This is a genomic window from Nonomuraea lactucae, from assembly GCF_003313395.1.
GTDB lineage: Bacteria > Actinomycetota > Actinomycetes > Streptosporangiales > Streptosporangiaceae > Nonomuraea > Nonomuraea lactucae.
In genome coordinates, this window is record NZ_QNFZ01000290.1 from 37,465 (window position 1) to 50,872 (window position 13,408).

Annotated in this window: 16 protein-coding genes and 1 tRNA gene; 14 read left to right on the forward strand and 3 right to left on the reverse strand. The window is 67.4% G+C overall.

Going from position 1 to position 13,408, the window contains the following annotated elements:
• The first annotated feature begins 63 nt into the window (after nucleotides 1–63).
• From gyrB to DQW85_RS20595, 4 genes are all read left to right on the forward strand, one after another.
• Nucleotides 64–2,007 (forward strand): DNA topoisomerase (ATP-hydrolyzing) subunit B, encoded by a 1,944-nt coding sequence (gyrB, locus tag DQW85_RS20580; protein WP_113701917.1) that lies wholly within the window; start codon nucleotides 64–66, stop codon nucleotides 2,005–2,007.
• A gap of 33 nt (nucleotides 2,008–2,040) precedes the next feature.
• Entirely contained in the window at nucleotides 2,041–4,548 is a 2,508-nt protein-coding gene (gene gyrA, locus DQW85_RS20585; RefSeq protein WP_113701918.1) for a DNA gyrase subunit A, read from the forward strand.
• 486 nt (nucleotides 4,549–5,034) lie between these two features.
• On the forward strand, nucleotides 5,035–5,460 hold the full coding sequence (locus tag DQW85_RS20590; RefSeq protein WP_338043401.1) for a DUF3566 domain-containing protein: 426 nt from the start codon (nucleotides 5,035–5,037) through the stop codon (nucleotides 5,458–5,460).
• Nucleotides 5,461–5,597: 137 nt separating this feature from the next.
• Nucleotides 5,598–5,671, forward strand: a tRNA-Ile gene (locus tag DQW85_RS20595).
• A gap of 34 nt (nucleotides 5,672–5,705) precedes the next feature.
• On the opposite strand, the gene DQW85_RS20600 is transcribed toward DQW85_RS20595, so the two are convergent.
• A complete protein-coding gene (locus DQW85_RS20600) occupies nucleotides 5,706–6,251 on the reverse strand; it encodes a site-specific integrase (RefSeq protein ID WP_113701920.1) in 546 nt (181 codons plus the stop codon).
• A gap of 65 nt (nucleotides 6,252–6,316) precedes the next feature.
• On the opposite strand from DQW85_RS20600, the gene DQW85_RS20605 reads away from it, so the two are divergent.
• The 9 genes from DQW85_RS20605 (at nucleotide 6,317) to DQW85_RS20640 (ending at nucleotide 11,290) form a co-directional block, all read left to right on the forward strand.
• Complete coding sequence (locus DQW85_RS20605) at nucleotides 6,317–7,048, forward strand: DNA-methyltransferase (RefSeq protein WP_113701921.1); 732 nt, start codon at nucleotides 6,317–6,319, stop codon at nucleotides 7,046–7,048.
• 175 nt (nucleotides 7,049–7,223) lie between these two features.
• Nucleotides 7,224–7,736, forward strand: coding sequence for an endonuclease VII domain-containing protein (locus tag DQW85_RS20610; protein WP_113701922.1), 513 nt, complete (start codon nucleotides 7,224–7,226; stop codon nucleotides 7,734–7,736).
• A gap of 455 nt (nucleotides 7,737–8,191) precedes the next feature.
• Nucleotides 8,192–8,500, forward strand: a complete 309-nt coding sequence (locus DQW85_RS48240; RefSeq protein ID WP_113701923.1) for an endonuclease VII domain-containing protein — start codon at nucleotides 8,192–8,194, stop codon at nucleotides 8,498–8,500.
• A gap of 104 nt (nucleotides 8,501–8,604) precedes the next feature.
• Nucleotides 8,605–8,778, forward strand: a complete 174-nt coding sequence (locus DQW85_RS20620; RefSeq protein ID WP_162795159.1) for a hypothetical protein — start codon at nucleotides 8,605–8,607, stop codon at nucleotides 8,776–8,778.
• A complete protein-coding gene (locus tag DQW85_RS20625; RefSeq protein ID WP_162795160.1) occupies nucleotides 8,732–9,325 on the forward strand; it encodes a peptidoglycan recognition protein family protein in 594 nt (197 codons plus the stop codon). Before DQW85_RS20620 ends, DQW85_RS20625 begins: the two co-directional genes overlap by 47 nt.
• Nucleotides 9,325–9,447, forward strand: coding sequence for a hypothetical protein (locus DQW85_RS47700; RefSeq protein WP_275888223.1), 123 nt, complete (start codon nucleotides 9,325–9,327; stop codon nucleotides 9,445–9,447). Before DQW85_RS20625 ends, DQW85_RS47700 begins: the two co-directional genes overlap by 1 nt.
• A 77-nt stretch (nucleotides 9,448–9,524) precedes the next feature.
• Nucleotides 9,525–10,061, forward strand: coding sequence for a hypothetical protein (locus tag DQW85_RS20630; protein ID WP_113701926.1), 537 nt, complete (start codon nucleotides 9,525–9,527; stop codon nucleotides 10,059–10,061).
• 9 nt (nucleotides 10,062–10,070) lie between these two features.
• Nucleotides 10,071–10,433: a hypothetical protein gene (locus tag DQW85_RS20635; protein ID WP_113701927.1), complete on the forward strand. Its 363-nt coding sequence runs from the start codon at nucleotides 10,071–10,073 to the stop codon at nucleotides 10,431–10,433.
• A 428-nt stretch (nucleotides 10,434–10,861) separates the two neighbouring features.
• Entirely contained in the window at nucleotides 10,862–11,290 is a 429-nt protein-coding gene (locus DQW85_RS20640; protein ID WP_162795161.1) for a hypothetical protein, read from the forward strand.
• Nucleotides 11,291–11,423: 133 nt separating this feature from the next.
• Here DQW85_RS20640 and DQW85_RS20645 read toward each other — a convergent pair whose 3' ends face one another.
• Nucleotides 11,424–11,729 carry a hypothetical protein gene (locus DQW85_RS20645; protein WP_113701929.1) on the reverse strand — a complete coding sequence of 102 codons (306 nt, stop codon included), beginning with the start codon at nucleotides 11,727–11,729 and terminating at the stop codon, nucleotides 11,424–11,426.
• A gap of 258 nt (nucleotides 11,730–11,987) precedes the next feature.
• Between DQW85_RS20645 and DQW85_RS20650 the strand changes: the two genes are divergently transcribed.
• A complete protein-coding gene (locus tag DQW85_RS20650; protein WP_113701930.1) occupies nucleotides 11,988–12,662 on the forward strand; it encodes a class I SAM-dependent methyltransferase in 675 nt (224 codons plus the stop codon).
• Between the two features lie 203 nt (nucleotides 12,663–12,865).
• On the opposite strand, the gene DQW85_RS20655 is transcribed toward DQW85_RS20650, so the two are convergent.
• Nucleotides 12,866–13,408 (reverse strand): hypothetical protein (locus DQW85_RS20655; RefSeq protein WP_420819170.1); only part of this gene is annotated, 543 nt, incomplete at its 5' end.

Here is a 13,408-nt window from a genome sequence, read left to right on the forward strand (position 1 = left end):
CGGCAGGGGCAGCCGGCAGATGCGCCATCCCTGCCGCGTGTCCGCGGCAGGAGGATTTGGCACTTGTCCTACGACGCTAGCTCAATCACCGTACTCGAAGGGCTTGAGGCGGTTCGCAAGCGCCCGGGTATGTATATCGGCTCGACCGGTGAGCGCGGTCTGCACCACCTTGTCACGGAGATCGTGGACAACGCGGTGGACGAGGCCCTGGCCGGTCACGCCGACCGCATCGAGGTCACGCTGCTCGCCGACAACGGCGTGCGGGTGGTCGACAACGGCCGTGGCATTCCCACCGGCATTCACCCCGTCGAGAAGCGCTCCGCTGTCGAGGTCGTGCTGACGACCCTGCACGCGGGAGGCAAGTTCGACGGCAAGTCCTACGCGGTCTCCGGCGGTCTGCACGGCGTCGGCTCGGCCGTGGTCAACGCGCTGTCGACGGCCTTGGAGGTGGAGGTCAAGCAGAACGGCCACTTCTGGAGGCAGCGCTACGAGCACTCCAAGCCGGTCGCGCCGCTGGCCAAGGGTGAGGAGACCGACGAGTCGGGCACCTCGATCGCGTTCTGGGCCGACCCTGAGATCTTCGAGACCACCATGTGGAATTTCGAGACCCTCTCGCGCCGGTTCCAGGAGATGGCCTTCCTCAACAAGGGCCTGACGATCACGCTGGCCGACGAGCGTCCCGACCACGTCAACGGCGAGCCGATCAAGGTCGAATACCACTACGAGGGCGGCCTGTCCGACTTCGTCACCCACCTCAACTCCAAGAAGGACCCGGCGCACGCGTCGGTCATCGACTTCGAGGAGCACGGCGAGGGCATAGCCGTCGAGATCGCCATGCAGTGGAACAACTCCTACAGCGAGTCGGTCTACACCTTCGCCAACACGATCAACACCGCCGAGGGCGGCACCCACGAGGAGGGCTTCCGCGCGGCGTTGACCTCGATCGTCAACCGCTACGCGCGCGAGCAGAAATACCTCAAGGAGGGCAAGGACGACAACCTCTCCGGTGAGGACGTCCGCGAGGGCCTGACCGCGATCGTGTCGGTCAAGCTGGCCGATCCGCAGTTCGAGGGCCAGACCAAGACCAAGCTGGGCAACACCGAGGCGAAGTCGTTCGTGCAGAAGGCCTGCAACGACCACCTCCGCGCGTGGTTCGAGCGCAACCCCGGCGAGGCCAAGGACATCATCAACAAGTCGCTGCAGGCCGCCAGGGCGCGCATCGCGGCCCGCCAGGCGCGCGACCTGACGCGGCGCAAGTCGCTGCTGGAGTCGGGCAGCGGCCTGCCCGGCAAGCTGGCCGACTGCCAGTGGAACGACCCCGCCAAGTGCGAGCTGTTCATCGTCGAGGGCAACTCGGCCGGCGGCTCGGCCAAGGGCGGCCGCGACTCGCGCTTCCAGGCGATCCTGCCGATCCGCGGCAAGATCCTCAACGTCGAGAAGGCCAGGGTCGACAAGGTCCTGCAGAACGTCGAGGTCCAGTCGCTGATCACGGCCCTGGGCACCGGCGTGCACGACGAGTTCGACATCGGCAGGCTGCGCTACAACAAGCTGATCCTGATGGCCGACGCCGACGTCGACGGCCAGCACATCACCACGCTGCTGCTGACGCTGCTGTTCAGGTTCATGCGGCCGCTGATCGAGGGCGGTCACGTCTACCTGTCGCAGCCCCCGCTCTACAAGATCAAGTGGGACCGGAAGGGCGAGGACGCCTCCTACGCCTACTCCGACCGCGAGCGTGACGCGATCATCCAGGAGGGCATCGCCCGCGGCAAGCGCGACCCCCGCGCCCACGACGGGGTCCAGCGCTTCAAGGGTCTCGGCGAGATGAACGCCAACCAGCTGTGGGAGACCACCATGAACCCTGACACCCGCATCCTGCTGCAGGCCACTCTCGACGACGCCGCCCAGGCCGACGAGATGTTCAGCGTGCTGATGGGTGAGGACGTCGAGGCGCGCCGGGCGTTCATCATCAGAAATGCGCGCGATGTCCGTTTCCTGGACGTGTAGCGACAGCCGTACATCAGAAAAGGATCTTCACACGTGACGGAAGTGAACACTCCGCCTCCACCGTCGCCGGATCGCATCGAACCGGTCGACATCCAGACCGAGATGCAGCGCAGTTACATGGACTACGCGATGTCGGTCATCGTCTCGCGTGCGCTGCCTGATGTGCGTGACGGTCTCAAGCCGGTGCACCGCCGCGTGCTCTACGCGATGTACGACGGCGGCTACCGACCTGACCGGGGCTACTTCAAGTGCTCGCGAGTCGTCGGCGACGTCATGGGGTCCTACCACCCCCACGGCGACGCCCCGATCTACGACACCCTCGTACGGCTGGCGCAGCCCTGGTCGCTGCGCCACCCGATGGTGGACGGGCAGGGCAACTTCGGCTCCCCCGGCAACGACGCGCCGGCGGCGATGCGCTACACCGAGTGCAAGCTCGCGCCCATCGCCATGGAGATGCTGCGCGACATCGACAAGGACACCGTCGACTTCCAGCCCAACTACGACGGGCGCTCCCAGGAGCCGATCGTCCTGCCGGCCCGCTTCCCCAACCTGCTGGTCAACGGCACCACCGGCATCGCCGTCGGCATGGCCACCAACATCCCGCCGCACAACCTGCGTGAGGTGGCCGAGGCCGTCAAGTGGGCGCTGGAGCACCCTGACGCGTCCGACGAAGAACTGCTTGAGGCGGCCATCGCCCGCGTCAAGGGCCCCGACTTCCCCACCAAGGCGCTGATCGTCGGCCGCCGCGGCATCGAGGACGCCTACCGCACCGGCCGCGGCTCGATCACCATGCGGGCCGTCGTCGAGGTCGAGGAGGACACCAAGGGCCGCCACGCCCTGGTCGTCACCGAGCTGCCCTACCAGGTCAACCCCGACAACCTCGCCCTCAAGATCGCCGAGCTGGTGAAGCAGGGCAAGGTCAGCGGCATCGCCGACGTGCGCGAGGAGTCGTCCTCCCGGGTCGGCCAGCGCCTGGTGATCGTGCTCAAGCGCGACGCCGTCGCCAAGGTCGTGCTCAACAACCTCTACAAGCACACCCAGCTGCAGGACACGTTCGGCGCGAACATGCTGGCGCTGGTCGACGGGGTGCCGCGCACGCTCCGGCTCGACCAGTTCGTCTCGCACTACGTGACCCACCAGATCGAGGTCATCGTCCGCCGTACGAGCTACCTCCTGCGCAAGGCCGAGGAGCGCGCCCACATCCTGCGCGCGCTGCTCAAGGCCCTCGACCGGCTCGACGACGTCATCGCCCTCATCCGCGCCTCCGAGTCGGCCGCGGCGGCCCAGCAGGGCCTGATGGGGCTGCTGGAGATCGACGAGGTGCAGGCGCAGGCCATCCTCGACATGCAGCTGCGCAAGCTCGCCGCCCTGGAGCGCCAGGCGATCCAGGACGAGTACGGGCAGTTGATGACGCAGATCGCCGACTACCAGGACATCCTGGCCTCCGAGACGCGGCAGCGGCAGATCGTCGGCGACGAGCTCAGCGAGATCGTCGCCCGCTTCGGCGAGGACCGGCGCACCGAGATCACCGCCTACGACGGCGACATGTCGATCGAGGACCTCATCGCCGAGGAAGACATCGTCGTCACCATCACCCGCGGCGGCTACGCCAAGCGCACCCGCACCGACCTCTACCGGGCGCAGAAGCGCGGCGGCAAGGGCGTGCGAGGCGCGCAGCTGCGCCAGGACGACATCGTCGACCACTTCTTCGTCACCTCGACCCACCACTGGCTGCTGTTCTTCACCAACAAGGGCCGCGTCTACCGGGTCAAGGCGTACGAACTACCCGACTCCGGGCGTGACGCGCGTGGCATGCACCTGGCCAACCTGCTGGCCATGCAGCCGGACGAGACGGTCATGGAGGTCCTCGACCTGCGCGACTACGAGGTCGCCCCCTACCTCGTGCTCGCCACCCGCAGCGGCCTGGTCAAGAAGACCCGGCTGTCCGAGTACGACTCCCCCAGGTCGGGCGGCCTCATCGCGATCAACCTGCGCGAGGACGACGAGGTCATCGGCGCCCGCCTGGTCTCCGAGGAGGACGACCTGCTGCTCGTCTCCAAGGGCGCGCAGGCGATCCGCTTCACCGCCTCCGACGAGGCGCTGCGCCCGATGGGCCGCGCGACCAGCGGTGTCATCGGAATGCGCTTCCTGGAAGGCGACGAACTTCTCGCCATGAATAGGATCGCAGACGGACAAGATGTGCTTATTGCCACCAAGGCCGGGTACGCCAAGCGAACTCCAGTTGAGCAGTATCCGGTTCAAGGTCGGGGTGGTAGGGGCGTGCTGACGGCGAAAATCGTGAGTTCCCGTGGCAAGCTGGTCGGAGCCGTCATGGTCAACCCAGAAGATGAGGTCTTCGCGATCACATCGGCCGGTGGGGTGATCCGGACGAGTGCCGGCGAGATCAAGCAGTCCGGCCGCCAGACCATGGGAGTTCGTTTGATGAATCTCGCCGAAGGCGACAGTGTGGTGGCCCTCGCCCGCAACGCCGAGTCGCTGGAGACCGCGGTGGACAATGAGGAAGACGGGGGAGGAGAGTAAGTCATGAGCGCCCAGGGCGGCAGCGCCGGCCCGAGGACCAGGGGGTCCCGGGACAACGGGAAGCAGCAGCCTAAGAAACCCAGCGAAGCCGAGGGCTTCGACCAGCCCGACGAGCAGAACGCCACGGCCGTGCACCCGATGCCCGGCCCCACCGGCGCGGCGCCCAACGGGCCCGCCCCCGGTTCCGGAGGCCCAGGCGGAGCGGCTCCCACCGGAGCGCCTCAGCCCGGGGCCTCTCCCGCCGGGCCGGCCCCGGGCGGGCCGTCTTCAGGGGGCCCGCCCCCCGGGAGGTCGGCACCCGCAGGGTCCTCATCCGCGGGTTCCTCACCCGCGGGTCCTGCTTCCGCCGGTCCTGCTTCCGCCGGGCCGGTTTCCGCGGGGGCGGGGGCTCCCGCGCGAGGCAGGTCCAAGGAGAGGCAGGCACCGTCGGACGGCAATGAGATGGTCGGCCTCCGCCCGTCCCTGACCTCCGAGGCTCCACCACGGGTGGAACTCCCGAAGAAGAAGTCCGGAAACTCGTCTGGATCCCGACTTCCCCGCAAGGCCCACCTGGTCCTGCGCCGCATCGAGCCGTGGTCCGCCATGAAGTTCAGCTTCGTGGTGTCGCTGGTCTGCTTCGTGGTGCTCTTCGTGGCGGTGGCCGTCCTGTACGGCGTGCTGTCCGCACTGGGCGTGTTCGACTCGCTCGTGGACCTGGTCAACCAGCTCGGCAAGGGCGAGCAGGGCCAGCAGTCCCTCCCGATCGACATCGCCTCCTGGTTCGAGCCGGTCCGCATCCTGGGCTACACGGCGCTCATCGGCGCGGTCAACGTGGTCCTCATCACGGCCCTGGCCACCCTGGGAGCGGTCATCTACAACGTCGCCGCCGACCTGGTGGGCGGCGTCGAAGTCACCTTCAGCGAGGCCGAGTAGCCGTCCCGGGCCGCTTCGCTTGCGCCGCACTCCTGCGATGAGTGCGGCGCAAGCAGCATCCGGAAGGCTGTAAGCTTTTCTCGTCCGAACAACCGGTTCGCGTTCCCTGATGGGCATGCGATACGGTCTGTGCTCGCGGGGCTATAGCTCAGTCGGTTAGAGCGCTTCCCTGATAAGGAAGAGGTCCCAGGTTCAAGTCCTGGTAGCCCCACCCAGTTGACCAGCATCTAAGAGTCGCTTTCGAACTAGGAAGCGGCTCTTTTTCGCATTGTGGGAGAAATCTGGGAGACGACCTTGGCCGCCCTCCCCTCCCGCCACTTCGCCAGCTCGGCGTCCAGGAGCGGGATCGCCGAGTCCGGGTAGATCTTGAACCGCTCGGCCACCGCGTGCTCCCACAGCCGCTGCAGCAACTCCACCAGCTCGACGCGCATGCCCTCGGTCGGGTGGCCGTAGCGCCCTTGCATGCTGGCGTCTTCGTGGCCCATGCGCTCGACCTTAAGCGCCTTCTTGATCCCGCCGTCGTCCATCCATGTCTGGTGCCCGTGCCGCAGCCCATGCGGCGTGAGCCCGGGCAGCAGCGGCAGCCACGTCACCAGGTGCGGCCGCACCTCCAACGGCCAGCTCCCCCAGTCCGGGATCCCCCGCCCCACCGGCGGGACGAACACCTCGCCGGCCAACGCGCGCGGCCACTTCCACAGCGTCGGCCGCCCGGGCCAGTGCTGTTCGCCGGCGAGGACCTGGCGGCGGCCGCGCTCCGGTGGCGGCCCGTACACCGCGGCGTCGGCCAGCACCGGCAGCGCTGGCCTGGCTCGCGCGCCGCTCCTAAGGGTGTACGCGACCCACCAAGGGAGAATCGGTGTCCTGGACCCTCCACCAGGGCGACGCGCTCGCCATCCTGCCCACCTTCCCCGACCAATCCATCGACCTCGTACTCGCCGACCCGCCCTACAACTCCGGCGGCCGAACCAGCAGCGAACGCGCCACACAGACCGCCCGTAACAAATACGTTTCCGGGGACGCCAATCACGACCTGGCCAACTTCGCTGGCGACAACCGAGACCAACGATCGTTCGGCTACTGGCTCACCCTCGTGCTCAGCGAATGCCTGCGAACCGCCCAGATCGGCGCTTCCTGCCTAGTGTTCTGCGACTGGAGGCAGACCGCCGCCACCAGCGACGCGCTGCAGGCCGCGGGCTGGACTTGGCGCGGCATCATCCCCTGGCGCAAGACGATCAGTAGACCCCAGCGTGATGGATTCCGCCGTGAATGCGAGTACATCCTGTGGGGCAGCCACGGCGCTCCCATACGGCACGACACTCCGATCTATCTGCCCGGTCTTGTCGAGGGCTCTCAGCCGCGCGGTCAGCAGCGGCGGCACATCACGCAGAAGCCCGTCGAGGTCCTGCGCCAGCTCGTCCGCATCTGCCGGCCGGGCGGGACCGTGCTCGACCCGTTCGCCGGATCCGGATCAACCGGCGTCGCGGCGCTCGCCGAGGGCCGCGACTTCGTCGGCATCGAGATCACCGACCACTACGCCGCCATCGCCCGCCAACGGCTCGCGGACACCGAGATCGGGAGGACACCGTGAAACTGATTCAGGCCCGCCACTACCACAAGGGCCGTATCGCGCCGATCCGGCTCGTCGTGCTGCAAACGCACTGCCAAGCCGATCTCAAGCTGCGATAATGAACTGATATTCGAAACCCCGGCGAGTGCTCCAACACTCCCGGGGCCAGGCGACCACCTATGCAGGAGGTGCTCGCATGAGCGAGCGTACCCAAGACGTGTCCGGCCAGGAAGCCGAGACGGCCAAGCTTTGCCCTGGATGCGAGCAAGTCAAGCCCCTCACGGCATTCGGGATCCGAAGAGGGCGCGGGGGCCAGAGGATTCCTCGCTGCCGGGACTGCATGAACGCGGCCAAGCGCGCTTGGTATCAGCGGAACCGTGAAGTTGTGGCCGACTACCAACGCAAATACGAGAAACGCACTGGTCGACGTGCCAGCCTCAAGAAGTACGGCCTGAGGCCTCAGGACTTCGATGCTCTCGTGGAGGCACAGAACGGCGTTTGCGCCGCATGCAACGAGCCCCAGGCGCAGCACGCAAGCTATCTCGACGTTGACCACTGCCATAAGACCGGCCGTGTTCGCGGCCTGCTGTGTCGTCGGTGCAACAAGACGATCGGCCTGGCGAAGGAAGACCCCCTGCTCCTGCTCGGCCTGGCAGCTTACCTCCGAAGGTCCTCTGCGGTCGGCCTGCCCACTGGGAGTGTCCAGTGAAGGAGAGCGCCGCCAAGGGAGAGGTCTCCACCCGGACCTGCAAGAGGTGCAAACGGATCCAGCCGCTCGTTGCGTTTGCACGGAATGGCAAGTGGTACCTCGGCGTATGTAGGTCCTGCGTCAATGCCAGTAGGCGCGCTGCTCGCCCACGCAATCGTCGTCCGGCGCCTCCGGTTGACGCTGTCGAATGGACATGCTGGAAGTGCGAGACAACGCGCCCCATCGATGCTTTTGCTCGCAAAGGCAGTGGCCGACGCCTCGTGTGCAAGCCCTGCCAGAATCAGCGAGTTCGAGAGCTAAAGGCGGCGAGCCGTCCTCCGCAGGAACCGAAGGTGAAGGTCTGCATCGGGTGCGACCGGTCCGAGTCGGAGGTGGAATTCCCGCGCCACTCGTCTCTCTGCCGCTCTTGCAGGAACGCCAAGCGGAGAGTTGAGTATGCCGCCGCGCGAGGTGGTGTGGTCAGATTCCGCTCGGAATCTAACGGGAAGGACCCCGAGCGCCGGTATCGACTCAAGCAGTATGGGTTGACCCTCGCCGACTACGACCGCATGTTCCAGGCGCAGAACGGCGTCTGCGCAGTGTGCCGGGGTCCGCAGGTCGAGTTTCGGCGCTTCCTGGATGTGGACCACTGCCACGCAACTGGGAGGGTTCGCGGCCTTCTGTGCGGCACTTGTAATGCGGCCCTAGGGGCCGTAAACGACGACCCGGAACTGCTGGAAGCGCTAGCCGCCTACATCCAGCAAGGAGCGCCTGCGAGGCGTTAACGAGGGGCTTGGCTCCTTCCGGGCTATCTCTGGGAGGAACCAGGATGAAGCAGATTCGTGCGAGGCATTTCCACGTTGGGAGGATCTCGCCGATAAGGCTGGTCGTGATCCACAGCATGGAGTTCCCGGAGAAGGGCAGCACCGCGGAGGACTGCGCCCGCATGTTCGCCACCATGACCCGGCAGGCGTCCGCCCATGTGACGGTGGACAGCAACAAGCGTGGTGCGGTGCGTGGCCGACAAGGACACTGCGTGGGCGGCGCCGGGGGCGAACGCTGACGGCCTCCAAATGGAGCTTGCGGGTTTCGCCAGGCAGAAGCGCGACGACTGGCTGGACGCTTACGGCAAGTCCATGTTGAAGCAGGCCGCGGCTGTGGCGGCAGGCTGGTGCAAGCTGTACAAGATCCCCGTCCGGAAGCTGACCAGGGCAGAGCTGAAGGCTGGCAAGAAGGGGTTCACTACCCACGCTGACGTGTCCGTCGTCTACAAGCGGACCGACCACACCGACCCGGGGACCGGTTTCCCGTGGGATGTGTTCCTCGGTCTGGTCCGGGACGCCATGGCGGGCGACGACGACGGGGACGACGAGATCGAGATCCCGAAGTGGACGCGCCGCCTCACCTGGCCGCCGGCGACCAAGGGCGACGAGGTGAAGGTGTGGCAGCGGCAGATGCGCAAGCGCGGCTGGCATATTGACGTGGACGGCTGGTACAGCGAAGCGGACGAGCGGGTGTGCCAGGCGTTCCAGCAGGAGAAGGGCATCCCTGTCACCGGCAAGGTCGACAAGCGGACGTGGGATGCGGCGTGGACCGCGAAGGTCACCTGATGTGCGATGGCCTGTGGCTGCGCAACTTCCCGTGGCAGGACCTGCCGCGGTACTCCGAGCCCGTAGACGAGCCTGATGAGACCTCCGGCCGGGTCACCGGCTGGGTGGATGAGACGAACTGACGAGCCCTTTGCGGCTCCCTGGGCGGTCCCGAGTGGCCGCCCTTTCGCATTCCCAATCCCGAGGAGACACCTCAATCATGCGCATCCTCAAGAGCGCTGCTGCTCTGTTCGCCGTCGTCTTGGCCATCGGCCTGGCCGGTGTCGCGTCGGCCACCTCGACTGCGGACGTGCCCGGTCTGGCGATCACGCAGGTCGGTTACAACGCCTACGGCGCCGACACCCGCTGGAACCGTAACCAGGAGTTCGTCGACGTCAAGAACACCAGCGCCGCACCGGTCAATGTGAAGGGGTTGCTGGTGGAGGACCAGTGGGCCAAGAGCCACCGCGACGACAACGACCGCAAGTGCAACACCTTCACCGTGAGCAGCCTGCCCGGCGTCGAGACGGGCGCGGACGGGTCGGTCATGCTGCCGGCCGGGGCCACGGTGCGTGCCTACAGCGGGTGGGGTCGTCCCGCCGCCTCCGGTTCGGTGCACGCGGTCTACATGAACTCCCGGTGCGGCTACAACGGCCACATCTGGGGCAACGGCGGCGACACCGCCTGGATCACGCTCGGCTCCGTGTCGGAGTCGTTCGCGTACGACTTCGACAACGGGTACACGGTCAAGCCGTAAGGAGACCTCATGTCCAACAACGAGCTGACGGGCGAGCCCGCCCTGTACGCGACTCTGGTGGCCACAGCGGTGCAGTTCGCTGCCGCGTTCTGGCTGCCGTGGTCGGATGCGATGGTGGCGGGCGTGAACGCGGCTGTGATCGCCGCGGCGGGCATGTGGGTGGCGTTGTCCACCAAGAGCGCCGACAACGGCGGCAGCATCAAGGCGGCCATCCTAGGCTTCGTGCAGGCGGCCATCTCGGCGGCCGTGACATTCGGGTGGGACGCTACCCCCGAGCAGACTGCGGTCATCATGTCGCTGGTCGGCTCGCTGGTGGCGGTGTTCATCCGACAGACCAGCAAGCCGAAGGGTGCCTACAACCTGGCGGCCTGACCGCTAGCCTGATCTCGTGGTCTGGCCCCGGTGTGGCCGGGTGTCGGGACTGCCCTGCCGTCCTTGTTGGCGGTAGGAGCCGGTGAGAGGTCCAGGGGACCTCAACACCCGGCCAGTGCCTGCCTCTGCGGGCTGGATCCCCTCGCCCGTGGGCGAGTGCCACCCCTCCCCGGGTGTGCGAAAGCCCTCCGCTTCTGGTCGTCGAGCCAGAGGCGGAGGGCTGCTTCGCGTTGTGCGGCCTGGCGTCGGCGCCGAGCTATGGGCCGTTCGGCTCGTGGCTGGGATGCCGCCCGGTGAGCGGAAAGTGAGCGGTTGCCGGGGAATGAGCGGAAAGCGAGCGGTTACTGCCGTGTCGTCTGAGGACATCGCGACCCTACCGTGACGAATTCCAGTCAACAGCTGTCACCTCCACAGAAGAGGGGTATCCCATGCGCAAAGGAACCAAGGCGGCATTAGTTGCGGCTATCGGAGTGCTCGGCCTCACGGCCGGCGGGGCGGCACAGGCGAACACGGCGCAGGCTGCGGAAGGCCGCTACAACATCATGATCGCTACCGTGGATGCGGGATTCGTCGCCGACTACTGCCTGCTGACCACGACGAGTGGAAACGGGCGTGCCGCGTGCAGCGGCAACAAGCCGACCAGAGCCCAATTCCGCCTCGGCGTCCCGTACAACCCCGGCGACAAGGTCTGGATCGACATCAACGTGAGGGCGGGAAAGGACCGCAAGGGCATCGACCTCAGGGGCAACCACTACTGCGAAGTCTCGGGGCACCTGCTGGACACCAACGTGTGGTGCTGGAAGAACTTCGCGGACTCCCGCGAGGGCGGCAAGCCCGGGACCCAGATCTTCGGATGATCGCCCTGTTTCAGGGGTAATCCACCCCTCCCCGGGTGTGCGAAAGCGCCTGCTCTCCCTTTCGGGAGGGCGGGCGCTTCTTCGCGTCTACACCTGCATTGCGATAACCACAACGCAAGTTCTCGTGGTTCCATCAGTTATTGGGCTGGAAGGGCAGGTCGCGGCCAGCCTTCGCTATCGCCACCGTCTCGGCGTCGTAGCAGTCCGGATGATCGACGATCAGATGGATTTGGGCCCGCAGTATGGCCGAAGAGTCCCAGTCCGTCCTCGCCTGGATGTCCTTGTATGCCTGGTACACCTCGGCGCAGGGATCGACTGGGCGGGCAGGCGTGGAGCCGAGCGGGGCGGTGTCCCGGCCGAGGAAGAACGCGATGACGATGCTGCTGCCGATGATGATCGTGAAGGCGGTCTTCTTGAGCCAGGCGGGTTCGTGAGGCACGTCAGGTGATGGCGCAGGCGGCAAGTCGGAAGGCCCGGGGGTCTCTGCTGTCACACGTGTGGGACGCGGTCGCCTGCTGGCGGGTGTACGGCTGGGTCCGGATTGCGATGGCCTCTTCTCGCGTTGTATGGCCTGGCGCCGGCGCGAAGCTACGGGCTTCTCGTGCCATACCGGACGGCTCACTGCATTCCCCGATGATCACGCCAGCACGGCCGCTACCTTGACGCGCGTCCTGTCCCCGCTACCCCAAGGCCGCGCATGCCACCCATCACCGACCGCATCGCCTACTGGGACCACTACGCCACCGGCGTCGCCAGCGACCACGACGCCACCCCCGAAGCGGCGTTGGAGAACGCCTTCGGCTGGACCCAGTACGAGGGCCACGGCCCTGGCGACGAACTGCTCGCCGATCCCGCCAGCGCGCTGGAACTCGGCTCCGGCCGCGGCCACGCGGTCGCCGCCCTGGCCACCAAGAGCATCGACGCCACCGGCGTGGATCTCTCACCCGTCCAAGTGGCCGGCGCACACGCCATGTGGGGCCACCTGCCCAACGCCCACTTCGTCCAGGCCGACGTGCTCGACTTCCTGTCCCATACCGACCGGACCTGGCAGGCGATCTACAGCATCTTCGGCGCGTTCTGGTTCACCGACCCCGAGCAACTGCTCCCGCGCGTCCGCGAGCGGCTCACGCCGGGCGGCCGGCTCGTCTTCTCCCAGGCGGAAGCCGTACCCGGCCCCTACGGCGTGCAGGGCATGTACGGGGCGGGCTTCACCGGCCCGCAGAGCTGGGTGTACCGGTGGGCATACGAGCCTGACGTGTGGGCGCGCATCCTTGGTGAGCACGGATTCGTGGAGGTGCGGGCCTGGCACGGGCCCGCGCCCGAGCAGGACTATGTCGGCACCCTCATCGTGCGTGCCCTCCGCCCCCGGTGAACCCGCGGGGCCCGTCCCAGACAGTCGCCAGGGTCGCCTTCGGCTTCTTGCGCTGATCCCCTCACTCGCTTCCGTGGGAGGCGAGTGCCGCCCCGCCCCGGATGATGCGAACGCCCCCGCTCGGTCTACGGACCAGGCGGGGGCTCCTTCGTCGTGCTCGGGTCCACCTCGTGCAAGCGGCGGGCGAGCACCCACGCGAGCGGTCACACCGCGGCGTGCGAGCGCAGCGGACGGACCTGAGCAAGCGCCGAAGCCGCCTCCTGGCGGACCTCAGCCAGCACCGCGCGAGCGCGCTGCTCGGAGATCTGGCCGCCTCGGGCGGTCACCGCCTCGACCGCGGCAGGCGCCTTGATGCCTGGGTCGTCCTGGTATGCGGCGCGGATGATCGACCTCTTCTCAGCCGGGGTGAGATCGCCTCGTTGCGCCTGCTCACCACGAGCCTGTCGCACGGCGCGGGCCTCGGCACGAGCCCTTCGATCAGCCTCCCTACGCTGGGCCTCGGCCAGGCGCTCTGCCGTCTCACGCTCGGCACGCGCCCGCTCGGCCACCCGCTGCTCGGCCGCCATTCGCTCGGCCGCCGCCAGCCACTCGGCACGCGCTCGCTCAGCCTCGGCCTGCTCGGCGGCCGCCAGACGCTCACGCTCGGCGCGCTCGACCGCTAGGCGCTCGGTCTCGGCCAGTTCGGCCGCTGCGGCGCGCTCGGCCTCCGCTCGTACGGCCGCTTGCCGCTCGGCCTCGGCCATCTC

What these genes read in the sequence shown, in the direction of transcription:
- DQW85_RS47700 (WP_275888223.1), top strand. Translation starts at nt 9,325, where the DNA reads ATGTGCGATGGCCTGTGGCTGCGCAACTTCCCGTGGCAGGACCTGCCG.
- DQW85_RS20635 (WP_113701927.1), top strand. Translation starts at nt 10,071, where the DNA reads ATGTCCAACAACGAGCTGACGGGCGAGCCCGCCCTGTACGCGACTCTG.
- DQW85_RS20610 (WP_113701922.1), top strand. Translation starts at nt 7,224, where the DNA reads ATGAGCGAGCGTACCCAAGACGTGTCCGGCCAGGAAGCCGAGACGGCC.
- DQW85_RS20630 (WP_113701926.1), top strand. Translation starts at nt 9,525, where the DNA reads ATGCGCATCCTCAAGAGCGCTGCTGCTCTGTTCGCCGTCGTCTTGGCC.
- DQW85_RS20640 (WP_162795161.1), top strand. Translation starts at nt 10,862, where the DNA reads ATGCGCAAAGGAACCAAGGCGGCATTAGTTGCGGCTATCGGAGTGCTC.
- DQW85_RS20650 (WP_113701930.1), top strand. Translation starts at nt 11,988, where the DNA reads ATGCCACCCATCACCGACCGCATCGCCTACTGGGACCACTACGCCACC.